The following is a 20,686-nucleotide window of genomic DNA, read 5'->3' on the forward strand; positions in this document are numbered from 1 at the left end:
TCATTGGGGGGATAGCAATGAATTTTACTAGAATAAAAGGGTTAGATGCAGTAATATCCATACTTATTGTTGGAATAGTTGTGTTGATGGTAATACCTATTCCTACGTTTTTGCTAGACTTTTTGCAACTTTTAAACATAATCGTTTCGATAATGATTTTATTGGCTACATTATATTTGAAAAGGGCATTGGATATTTCTATTTTCCCATCTTTGTTATTAGTTATGACTATCTTTAGGTTGGCGTTGAATGTTTCTTCTACTCGTTTGATACTCTTAAACGGTAAAAATTTCGAAGGAAAAGTTGTTAGAGCCTTTGGAGACTTTGTTGTTGGTGGAAATTATATTGTGGGAATCATAATCTTTTTGATACTCGTTATAATTCAATTTCTCGTAATAACTAAAGGAACAGAAAGAATATCGGAAGTAGCCGCAAGGTTCACTTTGGATGCCATGCCTGGTAAACAGATGAGTATAGATGCTGATATGTCTTCAGGGTTGATTAACGAAGAAGAAGCTAGACAAAGAAGAGAAGACATACGAAGAGAAGCCGACTTCTATGGTGCGATGGATGGAGCTAGTAAATTTGTGAGAGGGGATGCAATAGCCGGTTTGATAATAACCCTCATCAATTTAGTTGGAGGTTTATTAATTGGGATTTTACAGCAGGGACTGACGATCGCTGAAGCAGCAGAAGTATTCGCCTTACTCACCGTTGGTGATGGACTAGTTGCTCAAATTCCTGCGTTGTTAATTTCAACCTCTGCGGGTATGATAGTTTCAAGAGCCGCTTCAAAAGATAATTTTGGGGTAGATTTAATAAGACAACTTACTTCTGATACAAGGGTTTTAAATATAGCAGGTGGAATAATAATATTTTTAGGTTTGTTAACACCAATCCCAGTTTTTCCATCTTTGATTTTAGGAGGAGGTTTACTTTTTGTAGCTTATGCGAATAAAGCTAACGAAGGCCAGCTAGCTTACGAAACAACAGGTTCTAGTGGTGGAGGGATTGGAAGCTCAACTGCACCAAAAGCTGAAAAAAGAGGTGTTTCTGGCGGTTTTTCACCACCTCTTACAACTCCAGAAGAAGTTTCAGAAGTTTTACAAGGGGATACAATTGAGGTAGATATTGGTTATGGATTGATACCTTTAGCTGATCCCGATCAAGGTGGAGACCTCTTAGATAGGATAACCGTTGTTCGAAAACAATTAGCTTATGAATTGGGTATAGTAATCTCTCCTATTCGAATAAGGGACAGCGTTCTATTAAGTTCGAACGAATACGTTATTAAATTAAGAGGCGTTGAAGTTGGTAGATTTGAATTGATCCCCGATAGACTTCTTGCTATAAACTCAGGTATGGCGACTGAAGAATTGCCTGGTATAAAGACAAAGGAGCCAGCCTTTGGGTTGACAGCTTTTTGGATAGATGAAAGTTTAAAAGAGGAGGCTATAGAAAAAGGTTACACAACTGTTGATGCCCCCAGCGTTTTCGCCACTCACCTTTCCGAAACCATTAAAAAATATGCCCATGAAATTATTGGAACCAAAGAAATAGAAATATTGATAGATGGATTGAGAGTTAATTATGCTAATCTAGTAGATACCTTAATTCCAACGATGCTAAAAATGCATGAACTAAAAAAAGTTTTAAGTGAATTATTGTATGAAAGGGTTTCGATAAGAAATCTTTCTTTAATTTTTGAAAGTTTGATAGAAGCAGTTGATAAATACGGTAACAATATCGAGAACTTAGTAGAGTATGTTAGAAGATCATTGGGGAGGCAAATAGTTGAAAATTTAAAATCTGATGATGGAGAATTACACGTCACCGCACTGGATCCAACTATAGAGAAAAAATTAGCTGAATCGATAAGGGAAGCCGATTCGGGAAGGGTTATTATACTCGAACCAGAATATTCGAATATTTTGGTACAAAAAATATCTAAATCTCTGGAAAATATGATGATGAAAGGTTTTAACCCTATATTGATTTGTTCTAAAAACATAAGATATCCGTTTGCCAGATTTACATTAAAATTTATACAAAACATCAGTATTGTAGCGTATGAAGAGATACCCTCGGACACTTCTCTAAACGTGAATGAGATAGTGAAAATAGAAGGTGAAAGATCCAATGCAAATTAAAAAACTTACAGTAAAAACGATTTCTGAAGCAATGGAAAAGATAAGAAGAGAATTTGGAGAAGATGCCTATATTTTAGATACAAAAAAAGTAAAAAAGGGTGGCTTCTTTGGAATTGGTGGAGAGAAATACCTTGAAGTAACTGTTTTGAGTGAGGAAAACAAAAATCCCGAATACAAACCTCAAAAATCGAAAAAATCTACACAAGAATCTGATAGTACCTATACGCTAAACGATCTAATAAAAAGGAATACACCCGAATTTTATAGAAAAAAAGAAAGAGAAGAAAAAATATCAGCACCTTCGTATTTTAAAAGTAATAAAGAACCTAATTATAAGGATTCGAAAGACGATTTAACAGAGTTTATAAAAACGAGTAGAGAAATATCCTCTAAGATAGACAAAAGTGCTGAATCATTTTATCGTCAACACATTGAAAGGGAACCTTCTGAAAGTGAGATCAAAGATAGTCTGAAATTACAAGAGTTGATGAATATGGTTGAAAAGTTGAATAAAAAAATGGAAGTGAACAATCTTTATCTTCAAGATATAAAAGATAAGCTATACGAAAAATCGTATTCAAGAACTTTCATTGAGTCCTTTTTAAACCAATTGAACGATTTAAAAGTTGAAGAAAATTGGAAAAATCAAGAAATTATAAGAACCAGATTTGAAAAGAAACTTTATCAAAGCTTTGAAATTTTAAATTTTGGTGATGTAAAGAATAAAGTTATGTTTATAGGTCCCACAGGAGTGGGAAAGACGACAACATTGGCAAAAATAGCCGCTAACTTAAAAAAAAATGAATAAAAAAAATTGCATTAATTACAATCGACACGTACAGAATAGCTGCAACTGACCAGCTAAAAACTTATGCAGATATATTAGGTATTTCTCTTAACATTTGTTATACCCCGTCTGACCTTAAAATTGCTGTGGAATCACTTTTGAATTTTGACGTAATTCTAATAGACACAGCCGGAAGAAGCCATAAGAACAACTTACAGATGGGTGAACTCAAAGTTTTTAAAGATGTAGTTAACCCTGATTACAATATAATGCTAGTATCCTCCAACACCAATTGTGAAGATATGATGCATATTTACGATAATTTTTCTTATCTAAAACCCAACGCATTAATTTTTACAAAGATGGATGAAACGTCATCATATGGGCAATTATTTTCTTTTCTGGAATATTCTAAATTACCTTTGTTGGGGATAACAGACGGTCAAAGAGTTCCTGAAGATTTGAAATTTCCTTCTAAAGAATGGCTGACCCATGCAGCAGTGGAGGAGGTATTTAAATGAACCGAATATTTTCAAATCAAGCAGCTGGTTTAAGGGAAGATTTTTCTAACATACAAACGAAAATTATAACAGTTGTAAGTGGAAAGGGAGGAGTAGGCAAGTCGGTATTGTCAGTGAATATCGCTGCTGATTTAGCCACACATGGGAAACGAATACTTTTATTTGATTCTGATGCCGGTTTCGCAAATGCGTCTATTTTGATGGGAAATACTGTAAAGGTTACGTTGAGCGAATATATGAAGGGAAATGTAACCTTCAATGAGTGCGTTCAAGACACAGAGTATGGCGTTAAGATAATCAGTAGCGGTTTTGATTTCACAGATTGGAAGATCTTTCAAAATAATTTTACCGATTCGATCATGGATGAATTTTTAAATTTGTTGAAAGAAGTTGATTTTTTTATAATAGACGTAGGTGCAGGTTATTCTGAAAAACTCAATAATTTTTATCTAAATTCAGATACGATATTTCTAATAACTGTTCCCGAACCAACAGCGGTAGTTAACGCTTACACCCTGCTGAAAGCTTTGTCTGTTTTGAATGTAAATGGGGAAATAGAGTTAATTCTAAATATGATCAAAAATAAAAACGAAGTGGAGATGGTTAAATCCGTCTTAAGTAGAACTGCAAAAAGGTTTTTAAACAGAGAAATAAATAACTTCCATGAAATTTCTTACGATGAAAATGTTCATATGAGTGTGAAGAGACAGATACCTTTAATTTCATTGAAAGAAAACAGTAAATTTTCGAAAGATATAAAAAAGATAACTTCCAATATATTGAATATCGAAACCTCTTCCCATATTAATTTTACGCAGAGATTAAGAGAAATGTTTGGAAAAGATCATTGATGTTCGGAGCGAAGGGACCCCAGTTTCCTTCCTTAGAAGGGCGAGCAGCGGGGTGAAGGGGCGCTGTAGAATAGATAGAAAAGGAGTTTAAGATGTCTGATTTTGTCGAAAAAGTAAGCTCAAAGAATGTTTTATACACTAATATGCCTTTGGATTTGGAAATTCAAGAAAAAGGAATTCAAGGAGTCTATAAAAGTATCCTATACGAACACGACTTCAGCAGCAATCTAGCAAAAATTGGAATGCCTATTTTTAAAGGGGCTTATCTGCAAATTTTTCGAGGTACCAATCTAAAAGTAAGAGCATACTCTTCAAGGGCTGTTTATTTATTCAAAAGCAAAGTTTACAGCAGTGGAAAAGAAGGAAGTATCAGATACCTTATTATAAATATTCCTGAAACAATTGTTAGAGTACAAAGAAGGCAACATGCCAGGATCCCTGTTTCTGAAGAAGGTACCTTTTATCTCAAAGAGGAGCAAGAAAATAATGTAAACCAAGTGAATGTTCAACCCAGTCAATACCGTTTTATCACTAAAGACTTCAGCGCCGGGGGATTGGCCATCGTTACCTCTAAAGAGATGAAAGCCGGACAAAAGATAATAATAAATTTAGCATTAAAAAATGAGATCAGACTTGAAAACATGGAATCCGAGGTTGTTAGGTCTATTGGAAAAACTACAAGTGGTGAATACATTTATGGAATTAAGTTTTTAAACTTAACAAGAGAAAAAGAAGAAGAGCTGGTGAGGTTCGTTTTCAAATTAGAGCGGGAGTCATTTAAAAAGATTTGATACAGTACCTTTTTCATATCAAAAAGGGGGAAGTTTAATGTCAATCTATGATGAGATTAACGAACAGAAATTGGATGCATTGAAGGAATTAGGAAACATAGGTGCAGGTAATGCGGCGACAGCTATATCAACCATGTTGAACAAAAAAATAGATATCACAGTTCCCTCTGCTGAAATTTTACCGATTTCAGAGTTATGGGAGGAGTTTAGTGATCCTGAGGATATAACAGCCGGGTCCATGGTAGAAATTGGTGGAGAGCTTCATGGGGCGATTTTGTTTCTGCTAGGAACTGAAGAGATGAAAAATATTTTAGAGTTGTTAATGCTCCCCCGACCACAAGACTTAACCCAAATTGATGAAATGACCTCTTCGGCCATAGGTGAAATTGGTAATATTATGTGTAGCTCTTATATATCTGCGCTTTCGAATTTCACAGGTTTGAACATACATTCCTTGCCTCCAAAAATTACCGTAGATATGTTAACAGCTATAGTTTCTGAGTCTTCCCTCATGGTTACTGAAGGGAGCGATTTTGTAATTTTAATTAGAACAGAAATAAACATGGAAGAGTATGAAGGGAACGTAAAAGGCTTCTTGATATATTTATCAGACGAACAAAATATTTTAAAATTATTAAAATCCTTAGGAATGGGGACGAATAATGACTGAGAGCAAGAAAAAAATAATAGGAATTGGTGAATACATCGTAGATAAAAATCCAGCTATTTTGGTAACATTAGGGTTAGGCTCGTGTGTAGCCGTTTGTTTGCGAGATAAGAAAAACCTCATTGGAGGGTTAGTCCACGTCATGCTTCCTGAAAGTAGAGATAATAAAAAAGATCAAAAGATCGGTAAATACGCAGATACAGGGATAAAAGCAATAATAGATGGAATTATAGATTTGGGTGGAAACGTTAAATATCTGGAAGCTAAGATAGCAGGGGGGGCAGCTATGTTCCAAAATTCGAATAATTCTTTGAATGTTGGAGCCAAAAACGTTGAAGCCGTAAGACAAATTTTGAAAGAAAACGACATAAAAATAATTTCTGAAGATACAGGAGGAAATAGAGCTAGAAGTGTTGAATTTAACATCGCTAATGGAGAATTAAAAGTTAAGAAGGTCGGCGGGGGAGAAAAAGTTGAAATCGCAGTAATTTAAGGTGGCAAATATATGAAATACAAAATTAATGAAGAACAACTGGTAATGGAGTTTTTGCCAAAAATAAAGATTATAGCTTTGAATCTGAAAACCACTTTACCAAAAAATATAGAATTAGAGGATTTGATTCAGGAGGGGATTATTGGATTACTTCAATCATATAAAAGATACAACCCGGAAAAAGGTACTTCCTTTTACACCTACGCTCTAAAAAGGATAAAAGGTTCAATGTATGATTATCTGAGGAGAATAGATTGGCTTCCAAAGGACGTTCGAAGTTTAGTAAAAAAGTACGAAGATTTGATTTACGAATGTAAAGATAATGAGTACATAGACGATAATTCAGTGGCAGAAAAACTTCATATTGAAAAAAATGATGTAGATAAAATAAAGTTCTCCTTGAGCAAAAGGCAGATTCTTCAATTGGATGAGTACTTTTTAAACAATGAAGAAGATACCTGGCTTGAAGATATACAAGAAGAAAACGACCCTGAAATACTGGCTTATAAAGATATGTTACATGATAAATTAACAGAAAGTATCGAGAAATTGGAAGAAAGAGAAAAATTGATACTTTCTCTATACTATAACGAAGGCTTAACCTTTAAAGAAATAGGAAGTGTTTTAGAAATAAGTGAATCACGGGTTTCCCAGTTACACTCAGTAATATTGGTGAAATTAAAAAAGATGATTCAAGGAAGTGAATAAATATGGCTTCACTTCATGAGTTACAAATATTAGTGACCAAATCTATAGATGTAGCAAACAATGTCCAGGCGATATCTCATTCTTATGATGCAGCTAAAAATATGTTGCTAGTTAAACAAGCGAGTGAATATTCTCAAAACCTACAAAAAAGGATAAAGAGTAAAGATCAAGTTGAAAAGAAAAATGTTGATAACAAATCATCCAGCGGGGGTTTTTCTCAGAGATCCCAGAGTACTGAAAACAAAAATAGTGTAAAGAGGCTTGTAGTGGATGAGTACAGAGGTAAACTTTTGGATTTAAGGTTATAAGTATCTATCCTTATGGGTGGGGAAGGAGAAATAAAAATTATGTTAGGTTATTTTTCAATATATAAATCAGAAGACGAAATGTTTTCAGGTGGATTATTGATTCTCAATGAAAACGGTATCCCTGTTTCCTTTAAATACACAGAACCGATAAAACCTTCCAAAATCCAAAAAATAATTTATGGATCGAACCTAAAAAATTATTTAGCCTTTCAGATACTAAGTAGCGAAGAATTATACTCACCTCACGATGTGGACTTAATACTAACGGACGACAGCGATCTAATAAATTATATTGATATTGACAAAGTTATAATGTATATAATGGAAGTAAGTAGTGATAAAGGCTTTGAAGTTAAAGAAAAAGAAGGTATAATTCCCATAAATCAAAATTCTAGCTTAAGATTTTATTCTTCGAAAGTTCTAGATTCTCTTACGTTGAAGAAGCTTAAATCCTACATAGAGATTTTTGATATCTTTGAACCATTTACTCGATTAAAAGAGGCTTTGGTGTATATATGTTCCTCAAAAGAAAAATAACTATCAATCAAGTTAATCTTTCATTGTATACCCCTATAAATTCCGTGCCTTTCCAGAACGTAAGTTTTCAACTTCTATCTTCAAAAACCCAAAACCTAAAAATAAAAACCATTGGTATTAACGAGTTGGTAAAGATAACAGAACTCCCATGGGGCGAAGGGGGAATTAACTTTATTGAAGAAATAGATCACTTTTTACCAAAAAAAATAAATAATTTTGATTTTATTAAGATTAGTATAATTAAAAATTCTTCTTTATCTGGTATAAATATTAAAGAGAGTGAAATTAAGATGGGAGTCAGCTTAATAAATGTTCCAATGCCAACAGGTGCAATCCCAAATACGACAAAAATGATAGAATTTAAGATTAAAGAAAGTGTCCCTCAAAAAATAGTAGTTAAACCAATTAGAAAGGCTTTAAAAAGACCTGTTTCAAAGGAATACATCTTACAGTTAGCCCAAGAAATTGTATCATCAAAAAAAATGCAAAAGATAAAGCTTTCGTTCTTAGGTTTTTGTATTAAAGTTCCCATAGCAGAAGAGATAAATTACTATTGGAAAGGTGAAAAATTAATATGTTTTCTCAAAAATAATAAAGCAGACATTACTGACTACCTTGATTGTGCCGTTTTTCTCGATTCTGAAACCAATAAGAAGTATTTGAAGTTTATCAGGAGGTAACTTTGATTTGATTAGAAAAGAACTTATAAATTTTCTAGATTCGCTAAAAAAAGTTAACAAACAAAAAATTTTAGTTTTACCTGATGGATATCTCCAAGATTTTGACGATGAGGAAGAGGTTTTCATTTATCCAGATTTTGACATATTTCCATTTGAAAATCTGGATATCTCTCCAAATATCAAAGCAAAGAGGATGAAAACGTTACATGCCTTATTAACGAAAAAGAACGTGACCGTTTTAACTACCTTTTCATCCTTAATAAGGTACACCTTGCCTAAAAACGAATTTGTAAGCAAAAAGATCAAAGTTGGAGATACGTTCGATCTTGATCATAACGTTCCTTACCATTTAGGATACAATCTTTCAGAAGAAGTAACTAGTCCCGGAGAATATTCTAAAAGAGGTTTTGTCAGAGACTTTTTCATTCCAATTTACGAACAACCGGTTAGAATAGAGTTATGGGATGAAGTAATAGATAGAATATCCTTTTTTGATTCTTATTCCCAAAGGTCTATTGAAAATTTAAAAGAAGTTGAGATAATTCCAGGATCTGAAATTATGAAATTTGATCACAACTTAGAATTTTATGAGGAGAGATTAAAAAAATATCTTAATGGGACAAATGAAGAAGAGTTTCTGACTCTCGACCAATTCAATACCCTTCCGGGAATCTTTTACAAAGATAAAAACACAATATTTAGTTATCTTAATGAAGATGGAGATATTTATTTAATCAACAAAGAAGAAATCATAAACTCTTACTCTGAAAAAGAAAAAGAAAATTATGAAATGTGTGACACTGAACTAAAACGAAAAATATATAAAATGTTTTCTGGACATAACCTTGAAATTTTAAACAAAATAAAATATGAAGAAGTTAAACTTACCTTAGAAAAGATTTATTTTATAAAATCCAAAAAGGAAGATAAAAGGTTAGAGTATATACCTCTTCTTGATTGGGAAGATCTAAACGATGGGGACTTGGTAGTACACGAAGATTATGGGATAGGAATATATCACGGCGTTAACAAAGTTGAGACTCTTTTGGGTTTGAGAGAGTTTGTAACATTAGAATACTCCGATAATTCAAGGGTATATGTCCCAGTAGGTAGGTTAGACAAACTATCTAAATACATCGGAGACCCAGAATCCGTTAAAATATCTTCTTTGAACAGTAAAAGCTGGAAAAATACAAAGCAAAAGGTAAAAGAAGAGATTAAACAAAAGATAGAAGAGCTCCAAAAGATCTATGCCTTAAGGGAAAATCAAAGAGGAATACAACTATTTGGAGATCCTGAATTGGAAGAAAAATTCAAAGAAACCTTTCCTTACGTCGAAACACCTGACCAAGAAAAAAGTATCAAAGAGGTTATGAGAGATCTAGAAAGTGAAAGACCGATGGATAGATTGTTGTCAGGTGATTCGGGATTTGGTAAAACTGAAGTTGCAATGAGAGCAGCTTTCAGAACGGTTGTTTCAAATTACCAAGTGCTATTATTAGCTCCTACAACGATACTTGCCAAGCAGCATTACGAAAATTTCAAACAAAGAATGGACTCTTTTGGAATTAAGATAGCTTTAGTTACCCGTCATAAAACTCAAAAAGAAAAGAAAGACCTCTTTGAAAGTATAGGAAAAGGTCAAGTAGATATAGTAATAGGGACGCACGCCTTATTATCAGATTTATTGCAGGTAAAAAACCTGGGATTAGTTATAGTAGACGAAGAACAAAGATTTGGTGTACTTCAGAAAGAGAAATTCAAAAAGTTAAGTGATGGAGTAAACTTCCTTATGATGAGCGCCACTCCTATACCTAGAACCTTATACATGTCTATCAGCGGCTTAAGAGACATCTCCACGATATCGACGCCGCCTGTGGGTAGGTTACCCATTCAAACATTTATTGGGAAATACTCAGATAAGTTAGTACGCACGGCTATTTTGAGAGAAAAATCTAGGGGTGGACAAGTAATCTATATTCACAACAGAGTTCAGGAATTGAATGAACTGCATAAAAAATTGCGAATCCTTGTCCCAGAGATAAAGATAGCAATGGTTCATGGCGGGACACCAAAAAAGGAGTTTATAAAATCTATAAGCGATTTGTACGATGGAAATATTGATCTCCTTCTTTCAACAACAATAATAGAAAATGGAATAGATATACCCAATGTCAATACCCTTATCCTAGATGACCCAGAAAGGTATGGAATCTCTCAGTTGTATCAAATTAAAGGAAGAGTTGGAAGATCTAACAGAAGAGCTTTTGTCTACTTTCTTTTTAAAAAAGAAGTCACCCCTCAAACTAAAAAAAGGCTGGAAGCGATCAAACAGTACAATGAACCAGGAAGTGGATTAAAGCTTGCTTTGAGAGATTTAGAAATTCGTGGATACGGGGATATATTGGGAATAGAGCAAAAAGGTCATATTAACGCGATAGGGTACCATCTGTACCATGAGATGTTGAATAAAATTTTGTTTGAATATGGAATTAAAAAGGAAGAAGAAATTCAAAAACCTCAAACTTACACAGAAATAAAAGGTATAAAAGGTTCCCTAGTTATTCCAGAATCATATATCTCTAATTCTATTGAAAGAATGAGAATATACAGAAGAATATCGGTGGCTAAAACAGTTGATGATGTTGAGGATATAAGGTCTGAAATACGCGATAAATACGGTAAATTTCCAGAAGAAGTTGAGAGATTGTTTCAGTACGCTTTGATAAAAGTTAAAGCCAATATGGAAGGCATTAAAGAGATAGAAATAGGAGATACTTACATATCTTTTAAATTCGAAAATGATGTAAATCCTGTCATTGAAAAGTACAACAAATATTCAAGAAAGATTACCTTTTATCCAGAAACGAAAGAACTCATTAGTTATGGGCCAAAAGATCATATGAAATATATGGAAAAGGTTTTTTCTTAAGAGGTGAAAAATGTGTTGAATGATACAATAGTAGCCATTTCATCTCCGATTGGTACGGGAGCCATAGGGGTAGTAAGAATTTCTGGCGATCACGTTAAAAACATAATAGACCAAGCATTAAAAAGAAAAAAATATACACCTAAGAAGATGTACTATGGTTGGCTTTACGATAAAGAAGGAGAAAAAGTCGACGAGATTACCTGGGTTTACCATTCACAGCCTCACTCTTATACAGGGGAGGATATGCTTGAAATATTTTGCCATGGTGGTAAACTTATCACTTATGCTGTACTCAATACGATTATAAAATATGGGGCAAGACAAGCTTTACCTGGGGAGTTTACAAAACGTGCTGTCTTAAACGGTAAGATGGATCTCATAAAAGCAGAAGCTGTAAACAATGTGATTACTTCAGAGACGGAAATCTCTTTAAAAGCCTCTTTTAATCAACTTAAAAATGCTGTTTCGGAAAAAATCAAAGACATAAAAAACAGTTTGCTAAATATCTCAGCCCAGATCGAGGTAGAAATGGATTATCCTGATGACATAGAATTTGAAGATCACGATTTAAAAAACAAATTAGTCCATATCGTAAATAGTATGAATCAACTACTAAAAGAAGCTGAGAACGGTATTATAGCCGTTGAAGGTGTAAGAACAGTTATAGTAGGAAAGCCGAACTCTGGGAAAAGTACCTTGTTAAACGCCCTTTTGAGAAAAGATAGAGCGATTGTAACTGATATTCCTGGGACAACTAGGGACACAATAGAAGAAAACTTGAACATAAACGGCATATACATAAGGCTCATAGATACAGCCGGAATACGATATACAGAAGATACCTTGGAAAGGGTTGGAATAGAAAGGACCATAAATTCTATAAAGAATTCTCATCTAATCTTGTTTGTTTTGGATGGTACAACGCCTTTCACCCAGGAAGACGAACTAATTTATAATAAATTAAATGAATTGGGAGATAAAACTGTTATAATTATATTGAATAAATCCGACTCTCCTAATTTTACAGAGAATAATTATCTATCTTTGAAACAAAAAAATCCAAATGATTTTGTTATAATTTCTGCAAAGAACGGAGCAATTAAAAATTTGGAAAATAAGATTTATGAAAAGTTTTTTGAGAAGGTCAACATAGAAGAACCAACTCTAACTAACCAAAGGCAAAAGATAACTTTAGAATCATCTAAAGAGTTTGTTTTAAACGCCATTAATTCGCTTGAGAAAGGTTTTTCTAACGATATAATTATGTATGACGTAAGAAAAGCACTTGAAAAGATCTACGAACTCTCTGGGGAAAATTATACTGAAGAATTACTGGATAAAATCTTCTCCACATTCTGTGTTGGAAAGTAGGAGGTAAAATATATGTATCTGTTAGTTTCAATTTTTTTTGGACTAATCCCCTTGATACAATTTTTCATAAAAGGTTGGTACTTTTTTGGACTATCTTCTATAGGCTTAATTGTTTCGTATTTTATGCTTAAAAAGAGGGGAGCCAAACCATTCATCACAGAAGGTGCGCTCTTATTAATCTCGCAGCTTTTTATGAATATAATTGGGCTATCAAATATACCGATATTTTTATATATCTCTTTGGCAGCGGTTTTGATTTTTGTTGCCTCGAGAGATGAAAAAATAGTTGACGATTTGAAAGATTATATAAAAGAGACAGGCCATTCTAAAGAAAATTGGGATTTTGAAGTATGTTTTTTTGGAATGGGGCAGATTAAAAATATCGATCAATTAACAAATTTATCCACTGCTGCATTTGGTTTTTCAGACAAAGGTATAGCTTTCAACACCAAGTTAAGAAGCGGGTATTACACGAGGTTCATTGATTATAATGAAATAGATGATTTCGGAATGTTCAAACTGCAAAAGAAACAAGAGTTGTACTACCCCAAAATAAGAGATATGTTCATCTGGCCAAGTAATATGAGCACTATGCATAAACCGTATATAAACACCTACGGTTTATATCTTTTAGTGGGGGATGAATCTTTGACTTTTTATGAATCGCCAAGTATCATACTTAAAATATCTGAACATTTAGAAGAAGCGAGGAGATAGACAATGAAAATTTTGAAGATGTCGTGGTATGAGATAAAAAAAGTACTGAGAAATAGAGGAGTATTAATACTAAGTATTATAATACCCGTTATTTTAGCATATTTTGGCTCTTCATTCTATCCTGCTGATATGGCACAAGATTTCCAGTTGGCCTTATATAACGAAGATAACAGTCTTTTAGGTAATTTCAGTTTCATTTTGATAAAACAATTTTTGAATTTTGAGAACACTATAGAAATTAAAAATGATGAACAATTGAATCAAATAATTAGAGAAGGAAGTTATGATTCCATACTGATCATTCCAAAAGGTTTTACGCAAGATTTGGTTGATCACAAGCAGACGGTCTTGTACATTATACCAAACCCTCACAAAATTCAGAACAGTATGATGGTCTATACCGGTTTTAAAGCTGTTTTTGATGAGCTAGCTGGGATACCAGAAATAAAAGTTGGCTCCACAACTGAGTTCTTACTTCAAGGAGGTATAGGGATCGACGAAACGAGGCCCAAACCAGAGATAAAAATGCTTATACCAAGTGCCTCTGACGGTTCTTTAGTTGTTTCTCCCACTACAAATTTGGGGATTAATGATATGTTTGCTCCTATCGTTGCGGTGGTTGTAATCCTTTTGTTATCTATGATAGGAATAGCCTCTTCCATCGGTCAAGCCAGAGAAGTTGGATTACTAGATTTATACATATCAAATGGATTAAAAACGTGGCAATTCATTTTATCAAAAATAATATCGTACATCATAATAGGTTTCGTTGCAGGAATGTTCTCGTGGTATATGTTTAGAATGTTTGGTGTTCAATCACAAGCTAACCCATGGAATTTGATCTTACTTGTTTTAGTATCCGTATTTTCTTTCACCTCTTTTGGCTTGTTTTTATCTTCTTTTTTAAAAACTGCTCGAGCAGCTTCCTTCCTTGTAACGGCAATGATTGGAGGAATGTTAGTATTTGGCGGTACTTTAATTCCAATTCCTACAGGAAGCATTCTTGAAAAGATTGCGAACCTATTTCCCGTTAAATACTCTTTAGATGGCTGGAGAAAAATAACGGTATTAGGTTATGGCTTAAGTGATATAAGCTTTGAAATTCTAATTTTATTAGGTTTTGGACTTTTTTTCTGTTTGGCATCATTACTTTTGTTACAAGCTACGCAAGAAACATAGGGAAGGAATAAGGGAGGTCTAATTCGGTGAATCATATAGCCTTTTTAACGGATTGGGGGCTATCTTCATATTATGTCTCTGTTTGTAAATCTGTTATAAAAAGAATAAATCAAAATGCTGATATAATTGATATCACCCACAGTGCTGGACATTTTAATATAAAGAAGTATGCAGCTATAATTTTTAGAGCCTGTCAAGATTTTGAAGAAGGGACCGTCTTTTTGTGTGTTGTTGATCCAACCGTAGGTAGCCCAAGGAAACCGATCGCATTGAAAACGTCAAAGTACAACTATTATTTTGTTGGACCAGATAATGGTTTATTTACTTTTGTGATGCAAGAGTTCGGAGTTGAAAAATCTGTTGAGCTATCCGACAAGAGATTTTTCTATAAAACCGATTATTCATCAACATTTCATGGGCGTGATATATTTGCACCAGTGGCTGCATACATTTCTAAAGGTATCAATATCGATCATTTTGGACCCAAAACTGAAAAATTAGCAAATTTAGATGTGCAAAGACCTATCATTGAAGATAACAAAATAATATGTGATTATTTATATTCAGATGATTTTGGAAATATCGAAACTAACTTATCTTCCAACTATATAGAACATTTAGATCTAAGCAAAAAGGTAACAGTTGAAATAAACGGTACAAAAGAAGTTGTTAGGGTCGTGAAGAACTACTCTGAAGTTAAAAAGGGCGAATTATTGTTACATGTTGACAGCTCAGGATTCTATGAGATTTCTGCAAATCAATCCAGTGCGGCTAATAAATTTAACCTAACCGATGATTTTGAAGGGAAGATAAAGATATATCTTGAATTATAAATCAATAAAAGATCCGATCGAAATTACATACACTGTAGAAAGGTCAAAATTCATTGGTAATATCGCAAAGACCAATTCGGTTGATGAAGCACAAAAATTTATAAAACAGATTTCCCAAATGTACAATAACGCCACGCATAACTGTTGGGCTTATAAGGTGCATGAGGGAGGAAGAGAAATCGCTAATTATTCCGATAACAATGAACCATCAGGCACCGCTGGCAAACCTATATACGGTGTAATTGAAAAATTTGGTCTCTTGAACGTGACCATTGTTGTTACGAGGTATTTTGGAGGAGTTAAATTAGGGATTCGAGGTTTAATAGATGCCTATTCTAAAACAGCTGAAGATGTTGTTAAATCTTCTAAAGTGGTTACCTATGAAAAGGTATTTATTTACGAGGCAAAATGTGACTACAGTAATTTTTCCTTCATACAAAACCTCATGCAAAAACAGAATAACTTCAAAATAATAAAGCAAAACTTTTCAGACGAAGTTTATTTCATATTTGAGGTATTAGAGGATAACAAAGAAGATGTGTTATCACTAATAAAAAACAAGGTGTACAAATTAAATCTTGTCGGCAATTCGGAGGGAACTTTGTGAACAATAATTTATATAGAAAATACAGACCAAAAGATTTTGATGAAATTTTAGGACAACCTCATGTAGTAAAATACTTTAAAAACGCTTTGAACAAGCAAGAAGTTTCTCATGCTTATATTTTTTCGGGTCCGCGGGGCACCGGGAAAACCACTACCGCCAGAATACTTGCCAAGGTATTAAATTGTAAGGATCCTCAAGGGTACAATCCTTGCAACAAATGCGAGAACTGTGTTTCTATAAACAATAACAGTTTTTTGGATGTAATTGAAATGGATGCGGCTTCGAATAGAGGAATAGACGAAATTAGAAACATCAGGGACTCCTCCAATTACAGGCCAGTCTATGGGAAATACAAAGTATATATAATCGATGAATTTCATATGTTGACAAGAGAAGCATTCAACGCGCTATTAAAAACGTTAGAAGAACCACCTTCACATGTTATTTTTATTTTAGCAACCACAAATTTGGAAAAAGTCCCTGATACCATCATTTCTAGGGCTCAAATTATAAACTTCAAAAATTTAGGTCAGAATGAAATAGTAGAAGGATTGAAAAATATAGCAAGCTCTGAAGGAATAGAATATGAGTTAGACGCCCTAGAAATCATTGCTAAAAGGGCAAAAGGTGGGATGAGAGATGCCATATCGATGTTGGAACAAGTAGAAAAATTTGGAGAGAAGAAGATCACTCACCAAGACACCCTCGATATACTAGGTTTGTTCGATGAAAATTTTATTGTTCAATTCATAGAAAATGTCTACAATTCAAAAATCGATGAATTTTTGGCGCAATCTGAAGATCTTTTCAATTTAGGGAAAGATCCAGAAATTCTTTTGGAGCAATCCATAGAATATATTTTTGATTCACTAATTAACGAGAAAAGAAGTAACTTAATTCACTTAATGGGGACATTCAACGATATACTTAAAGATTTAAAATACAGTGAAAATAAAAGGTTGATTTTCGATGTGGAGATCTTAGATTTCATGCATAAAAATTCAACTACTTCCTCAACTATATCTTATGATAAAGAAACAACTCCAAAAAGAAAACAAGTAGCCACAGAATCCGTTCCCAAAGAAACTCAACACCCAATTATGAAGAAGATTCTTGATTACTTCAGCGATCCACACGAGAAGAAGTCCAACATGGCTATATACTTCGCTATGCTATTTTCGAATCCGGAAATTGAAAACAATAAAATACATTTCAAATTCTCCTCAAACCAAAAGTTAGAATATGAAATCCTAAAAAAGTATGTAGATGAATTAAAGGTGAATATATTTTTGCTGATCGATGGATCATACGAAATCACTTTTTCTCTCGAAGGTGGCGAGGTGGAAAGTCTGACCCAACAAAAAGAAAAAGCCAATTTGAGAGAAAAGAAACTGTTCTGAGGGAATTACATGCTTAATATAATCTCTGCAATGGGTGTTGAAGCACGAGCGATAATAAAATATTTAAATTTAAAAAAAACAACAGATAGACCTTTTGAGAGTTATCACGATGACGAAGTCAACCTTGTAGTATCAGGCGTAGGAAAAATCAACGTAGCCGGAGCTACATCTTATCTATTGAAAGATACCTTAAAAGGTTATCCCCATAATGATTATGCAATAAACATAGGAATATGTGGTAGCTTAAATAACAAATTTGAAGTTGGAGATCTAATTTTAGTTAATAAAGTAGTAGATTATGAAAGAAAAAGGAAGTACTATACGGATATCTTAGTCGAACACAACCTAAAAGAAGGTTCCATTCAAAGTATAGATATTCTCAACAGCAATTATGAATTTGAAGAAGACCTAGTCGATATGGAATCATCGGCTTTTTTTGAGATTGCTTCAAAATTTTTATCTGTTCATCAGATATATGTAGTAAAAATAGTCTCCGATAAAGTAAGTAAAAATCAACCATTAGAAAGATTGACTAAAAAGAATATAGATGAGTTGATTAACGATAAATTAGAAGAAATTTTTTCTTTCACAAAATTGGTGAGTTCTCTACTAAAGTTATTTCACCCTATTCTTCAACAACAAGACGAAGAAATCATAGAGAAGGTATCTAAAGGTTTGAAGCTAACGTTCTCACAGACCAAACAACTTGAAAATGCATATGCCTATTTCAAATCTAATAAGAAAGTAAGCCCTTTATTCTTAGAAGAATATTTTAACTACATTCCAAAAAGCCAAAAAGAAAGGGATGCGACTTTTGAAGATCTCAAATCAAAACTATACAAGTGAAACCTTCTCACACATCTACATTGAAAAAGAAGCTTTAAATTACTCCCTAACAAATGAAATTACTAGCAAGCTGAGCAAAAGTAAGATAGTATATATAGATAACTACAATGAAATATTCTCTAGAAAGAACCAAAACCCTTTTCTACAAAAACTCTCACTGTCTTTGATTCTAGCAGTTAACAAGGGTGATTTTATCTATAAAGGGTCTCCTTTGTGCCATGACTTTGAACAACAAAATTTCTACTACACAAATTTCATAGTTAATTGTCTGTTCGATTGCGATTACTGTTATTTGAAAGGTATGAACTTCTCTTCCCACATTTTATTCTTTGTTAATCTCTCAGATTACTTTCATGAATTAAGCAGATTGTTAAGTGAAGAAGGGAAGCTTTATCTAAGCATATCGTATGATTCAGATATCCTTCTTTTTGAAGGGATCTACCCATTTTTAAAAGAATGGATAGAGTTTGCTAAGGCAAACCCTTTGATAACTATAGAAATTAGGACTAAAACAACCAATTATAAAAAATTTTTGAACTACTCTCCATTAGAAAATTTGATCATTACATGGAGTATATCCCCCCAAGAAGTAATAGCAAAATATGAAAAAAACACCCCCTCTTTAGAAAGAAGGCTAATGGCTATATCTCAGTTACTACAAAAAGGTTGGAAAGTCAATTTAGCGTTGGATCCTATACTTTATATAGGAGAAGATTGGGGAGAGAAATATAAGGCGTTCATTAACCAGATATCACAGAACATTAACTTAAAGAAGATTAATGCGATTACACTGGGAGTATTCAGAATGCCGTCTGACTACTTAAAAAGATTTAAAAAGTTTTTTAAATCCCCGATTGCATTTTTCCCTTATCAAACCGCAAATGGTGTATCCACTTACCCTGAGGAATTAAAAAGTAAAATGATTGAATTCGTCTCTTCAGAGTTGGAAAAAATATATGATAAAAGAAACATATACATAGTTTGATTGTTTTAGAAAAAAAGACGGACCAATGTCCGCCATTATTTAATGAATCAATTGATTAATTTTTTTACAAAAACAGGTAGAGAAAAAGATGCAACGTGAACTTCTTCATCGTAATATTTAAGTTCTTTATTAAACTCCCTAACCTTTTCAGGATCAAAATCTTTTATTGGATCCAAATTTTTTGAAGCAAATGTCCATGTCCATGTACCCGGCATATATTGAGGTACATAACCCATGTACAATCGAGCTACATTGAAGGTATTGCTGATTCTTTTATACGCCCTTATCATCCATTCTTTTCTTAAAAAAGGCTCCTCTGTTTGTGCAGAGAAAACTCCGTTTTCCTTCAAGGCTTCAAAACATTTATGATAAAACTCTTCGGTGAAAAGTAGTCCACCTTCACCTTCTGTGGGATCAGTGGAATCAATCAATATAGCGTCGAACTCATCTTTAAATTGAGAAACAAATTTACTTCCATCCTCATAGACTATTTCTACTTTTGGATTTTTTAACTCATAAGAAATGTTGGGTAAATACGTTAAAGCAGTTTCTACAACCTTTTTATCCAATTCGCAAAGGATCACTTTCTCTACAGAATCATGTTTCAATACTTCTCTGACAGTTCCTCCATCGCCTCCACCGATTACCAAAACCTTTTTGGGATCAGGATGTATGAACAAAGGAACGTGTGAGATCATTTCATGATAAACAAATTCATCTGAATCTCTCGTCATGATGAACCCATCTAATGAGAATAACTTTCCAAATGTTGGAGTTTCGTATATATCTATTCTTTGATATTCAGTTTGTTCGGTATAAATGTGATTAGTTACTTCTGTGAAAACTCCTACATTATGTACTTTATCGTACTCGGTAAAAATAGTATGTGGAAAGTTAAAATTATTTTCAGCCATCAACTCACCTCTATTTTATGAGCGGAATTTTCAGGAATTCCTATTGAAGAAAAGACTCCTCGTTTGAATTCTTGACTTTCCTGTCTTTTTGAATTTAAAGCATCTTTTAGATAATAGAAAGCTTTCCATGGATCTACAGAATCTCCACAAGTATATATATCTAAAGAAGCATAATTGTATTCAGGCCAAGTATGAATTGCCAAATGAGATTCAGAAACAATTATTGCTCCACTTACCCCATGAGGTAAGAATCTATGAAATGTTGAAGTAACTATTGTTGCCCCTGATTCAATGGCTGCCTTTTTCATTAAGTATTCTATTTGTTCAACATCGTTTAGTATCTCTTCATCACAGTCGTATAATTCGGCTATCAAATGCCTTCCTAGGGATTTAGCCATCTCTCAATCCT

General features: G+C 33.4%; 22 protein-coding genes. 20 read left to right on the top strand and 2 right to left on the bottom strand.

Annotation, left to right across the window (positions count from 1 at the left end; all coding sequences use genetic code 11):
- Positions 1-17 precede the first annotated feature (17 nt).
- The 20 genes from flhA to NAAC61_RS04825 all read left to right on the top strand — a co-directional run bounded on the left by flhA (position 18) and on the right by NAAC61_RS04825 (position 19,363).
- Positions 18-2,150, top strand: coding sequence for a flagellar biosynthesis protein FlhA (flhA, locus tag NAAC61_RS04730; RefSeq protein WP_202695395.1), 2,133 nt, complete (start codon positions 18-20; stop codon positions 2,148-2,150).
- A complete protein-coding gene (locus NAAC61_RS11010; protein WP_202695396.1) occupies positions 2,140-2,958 on the top strand; it encodes a hypothetical protein in 819 nt (272 codons plus the stop codon). Before flhA ends, NAAC61_RS11010 begins: the two co-directional genes overlap by 11 nt.
- Before the next feature lie 5 nt (positions 2,959-2,963).
- Positions 2,964-3,458: a hypothetical protein gene (locus NAAC61_RS04740; protein ID WP_337919732.1), complete on the top strand. Its 495-nt coding sequence runs from the start codon at positions 2,964-2,966 to the stop codon at positions 3,456-3,458.
- Entirely contained in the window at positions 3,455-4,309 is an 855-nt protein-coding gene (locus NAAC61_RS04745; protein WP_202695397.1) for a P-loop NTPase, read from the top strand. The genes NAAC61_RS04740 and NAAC61_RS04745 overlap by 4 nt, the downstream gene beginning before the upstream one ends.
- A gap of 92 nt (positions 4,310-4,401) precedes the next feature.
- On the top strand, positions 4,402-5,100 hold the full coding sequence (locus tag NAAC61_RS04750) for a flagellar brake protein (RefSeq protein ID WP_202695398.1): 699 nt from the start codon (positions 4,402-4,404) through the stop codon (positions 5,098-5,100).
- A 37-nt stretch (positions 5,101-5,137) separates the two neighbouring features.
- Complete coding sequence (cheC, locus tag NAAC61_RS04755; protein ID WP_012209205.1) at positions 5,138-5,770, top strand: CheY-P phosphatase CheC; 633 nt, start codon at positions 5,138-5,140, stop codon at positions 5,768-5,770.
- A complete protein-coding gene (gene cheD / locus NAAC61_RS04760) occupies positions 5,763-6,260 on the top strand; it encodes a chemoreceptor glutamine deamidase/glutamate methylesterase CheD (protein WP_103065404.1) in 498 nt (165 codons plus the stop codon). The genes cheC and cheD overlap by 8 nt, the downstream gene beginning before the upstream one ends.
- Positions 6,261-6,272: 12 nt before the next feature.
- Positions 6,273-6,968, top strand: a complete 696-nt coding sequence (locus NAAC61_RS04765) for a sigma-70 family RNA polymerase sigma factor (protein WP_012209206.1) — start codon at positions 6,273-6,275, stop codon at positions 6,966-6,968.
- 2 nt (positions 6,969-6,970) lie between these two features.
- Positions 6,971-7,276, top strand: coding sequence for a hypothetical protein (locus NAAC61_RS04770; RefSeq protein ID WP_012209207.1), 306 nt, complete (start codon positions 6,971-6,973; stop codon positions 7,274-7,276).
- Positions 7,277-7,315: 39 nt separating this feature from the next.
- Positions 7,316-7,813 (top strand): hypothetical protein, encoded by a 498-nt coding sequence (locus NAAC61_RS04775; protein ID WP_103065405.1) that lies wholly within the window; start codon positions 7,316-7,318, stop codon positions 7,811-7,813.
- A complete protein-coding gene (locus NAAC61_RS04780; RefSeq protein ID WP_103065406.1) occupies positions 7,792-8,493 on the top strand; it encodes a hypothetical protein in 702 nt (233 codons plus the stop codon). The genes NAAC61_RS04775 and NAAC61_RS04780 overlap by 22 nt, the downstream gene beginning before the upstream one ends.
- A gap of 7 nt (positions 8,494-8,500) precedes the next feature.
- The gene (locus NAAC61_RS04785) at positions 8,501-11,425 is read left to right on the top strand and encodes a DEAD/DEAH box helicase (RefSeq protein WP_202695399.1); all 2,925 of its coding nucleotides are present in this window, start codon (positions 8,501-8,503) and stop codon (positions 11,423-11,425) included.
- 12 nt (positions 11,426-11,437) lie between these two features.
- Positions 11,438-12,796 carry a tRNA uridine-5-carboxymethylaminomethyl(34) synthesis GTPase MnmE gene (gene mnmE / locus NAAC61_RS04790; protein WP_012209211.1) on the top strand — a complete coding sequence of 453 codons (1,359 nt, stop codon included), beginning with the start codon at positions 11,438-11,440 and terminating at the stop codon, positions 12,794-12,796.
- Positions 12,797-12,808: 12 nt separating this feature from the next.
- Entirely contained in the window at positions 12,809-13,513 is a 705-nt protein-coding gene (locus NAAC61_RS04795; RefSeq protein ID WP_202695400.1) for a hypothetical protein, read from the top strand.
- A 3-nt stretch (positions 13,514-13,516) separates the two neighbouring features.
- The gene (locus tag NAAC61_RS04800) at positions 13,517-14,692 is read left to right on the top strand and encodes an ABC transporter permease (RefSeq protein ID WP_012209213.1); all 1,176 of its coding nucleotides are present in this window, start codon (positions 13,517-13,519) and stop codon (positions 14,690-14,692) included.
- 26 nt (positions 14,693-14,718) lie between these two features.
- A complete protein-coding gene (locus NAAC61_RS04805; protein WP_121515216.1) occupies positions 14,719-15,525 on the top strand; it encodes an SAM hydrolase/SAM-dependent halogenase family protein in 807 nt (268 codons plus the stop codon).
- Positions 15,515-16,132 (top strand): IMPACT family protein, encoded by a 618-nt coding sequence (locus NAAC61_RS04810; protein WP_202695401.1) that lies wholly within the window; start codon positions 15,515-15,517, stop codon positions 16,130-16,132. The genes NAAC61_RS04805 and NAAC61_RS04810 overlap by 11 nt, the downstream gene beginning before the upstream one ends.
- Positions 16,129-17,532, top strand: a complete 1,404-nt coding sequence (gene dnaX, locus NAAC61_RS04815) for a DNA polymerase III subunit gamma/tau (RefSeq protein WP_012209216.1) — start codon at positions 16,129-16,131, stop codon at positions 17,530-17,532. Before NAAC61_RS04810 ends, dnaX begins: the two co-directional genes overlap by 4 nt.
- 9 nt (positions 17,533-17,541) lie before the next feature.
- Positions 17,542-18,378: a 5'-methylthioadenosine/S-adenosylhomocysteine nucleosidase family protein gene (locus NAAC61_RS04820; RefSeq protein WP_012209217.1), complete on the top strand. Its 837-nt coding sequence runs from the start codon at positions 17,542-17,544 to the stop codon at positions 18,376-18,378.
- The gene (locus NAAC61_RS04825) at positions 18,347-19,363 is read left to right on the top strand and encodes an SPL family radical SAM protein (protein ID WP_012209218.1); all 1,017 of its coding nucleotides are present in this window, start codon (positions 18,347-18,349) and stop codon (positions 19,361-19,363) included. The genes NAAC61_RS04820 and NAAC61_RS04825 overlap by 32 nt, the downstream gene beginning before the upstream one ends.
- 47 nt (positions 19,364-19,410) lie before the next feature.
- Here NAAC61_RS04825 and speE read toward each other — a convergent pair whose 3' ends face one another.
- On the bottom strand, positions 19,411-20,277 hold the full coding sequence (gene speE, locus NAAC61_RS04830) for a polyamine aminopropyltransferase (RefSeq protein WP_012209219.1): 867 nt from the start codon (positions 20,275-20,277) through the stop codon (positions 19,411-19,413).
- Complete coding sequence (speD, locus tag NAAC61_RS04835; RefSeq protein ID WP_012209220.1) at positions 20,277-20,675, bottom strand: adenosylmethionine decarboxylase; 399 nt, start codon at positions 20,673-20,675, stop codon at positions 20,277-20,279. The genes speE and speD overlap by 1 nt, the downstream gene beginning before the upstream one ends.
- Positions 20,676-20,686: the final 11 nt, after the last annotated feature.

The sequence above is a fragment of the Petrotoga sp. 8T1HF07.NaAc.6.1 genome (assembly GCF_016772115.1).
Classification (GTDB): domain Bacteria; phylum Thermotogota; class Thermotogae; order Petrotogales; family Petrotogaceae; genus Petrotoga; species Petrotoga mobilis.

Excerpts from the sequence above, each read along its gene's own strand:
- NAAC61_RS04775 (WP_103065405.1), top strand. The coding sequence starts at position 7,316 with ATGTTAGGTTATTTTTCAATATATAAATCAGAAGACGAAATGTTTTCA.
- NAAC61_RS04800 (WP_012209213.1), top strand. The coding sequence starts at position 13,517 with ATGAAAATTTTGAAGATGTCGTGGTATGAGATAAAAAAAGTACTGAGA.
- speD (WP_012209220.1), bottom strand. The coding sequence starts at position 20,675 with ATGGCTAAATCCCTAGGAAGGCATTTGATAGCCGAATTATACGACTGT.
- NAAC61_RS04765 (WP_012209206.1), top strand. The coding sequence starts at position 6,273 with ATGAAATACAAAATTAATGAAGAACAACTGGTAATGGAGTTTTTGCCA.
- NAAC61_RS04780 (WP_103065406.1), top strand. The coding sequence starts at position 7,792 with ATGTTCCTCAAAAGAAAAATAACTATCAATCAAGTTAATCTTTCATTG.
- NAAC61_RS04820 (WP_012209217.1), top strand. The coding sequence starts at position 17,542 with ATGCTTAATATAATCTCTGCAATGGGTGTTGAAGCACGAGCGATAATA.
- NAAC61_RS04795 (WP_202695400.1), top strand. The coding sequence starts at position 12,809 with ATGTATCTGTTAGTTTCAATTTTTTTTGGACTAATCCCCTTGATACAA.
- NAAC61_RS04745 (WP_202695397.1), top strand. The coding sequence starts at position 3,455 with ATGAACCGAATATTTTCAAATCAAGCAGCTGGTTTAAGGGAAGATTTT.
- cheC (WP_012209205.1), top strand. The coding sequence starts at position 5,138 with ATGTCAATCTATGATGAGATTAACGAACAGAAATTGGATGCATTGAAG.
- flhA (WP_202695395.1), top strand. The coding sequence starts at position 18 with ATGAATTTTACTAGAATAAAAGGGTTAGATGCAGTAATATCCATACTT.
- NAAC61_RS04770 (WP_012209207.1), top strand. The coding sequence starts at position 6,971 with ATGGCTTCACTTCATGAGTTACAAATATTAGTGACCAAATCTATAGAT.
- speE (WP_012209219.1), bottom strand. The coding sequence starts at position 20,277 with ATGGCTGAAAATAATTTTAACTTTCCACATACTATTTTTACCGAGTAC.
- NAAC61_RS11010 (WP_202695396.1), top strand. The coding sequence starts at position 2,140 with ATGCAAATTAAAAAACTTACAGTAAAAACGATTTCTGAAGCAATGGAA.
- NAAC61_RS04750 (WP_202695398.1), top strand. The coding sequence starts at position 4,402 with ATGTCTGATTTTGTCGAAAAAGTAAGCTCAAAGAATGTTTTATACACT.
- cheD (WP_103065404.1), top strand. The coding sequence starts at position 5,763 with ATGACTGAGAGCAAGAAAAAAATAATAGGAATTGGTGAATACATCGTA.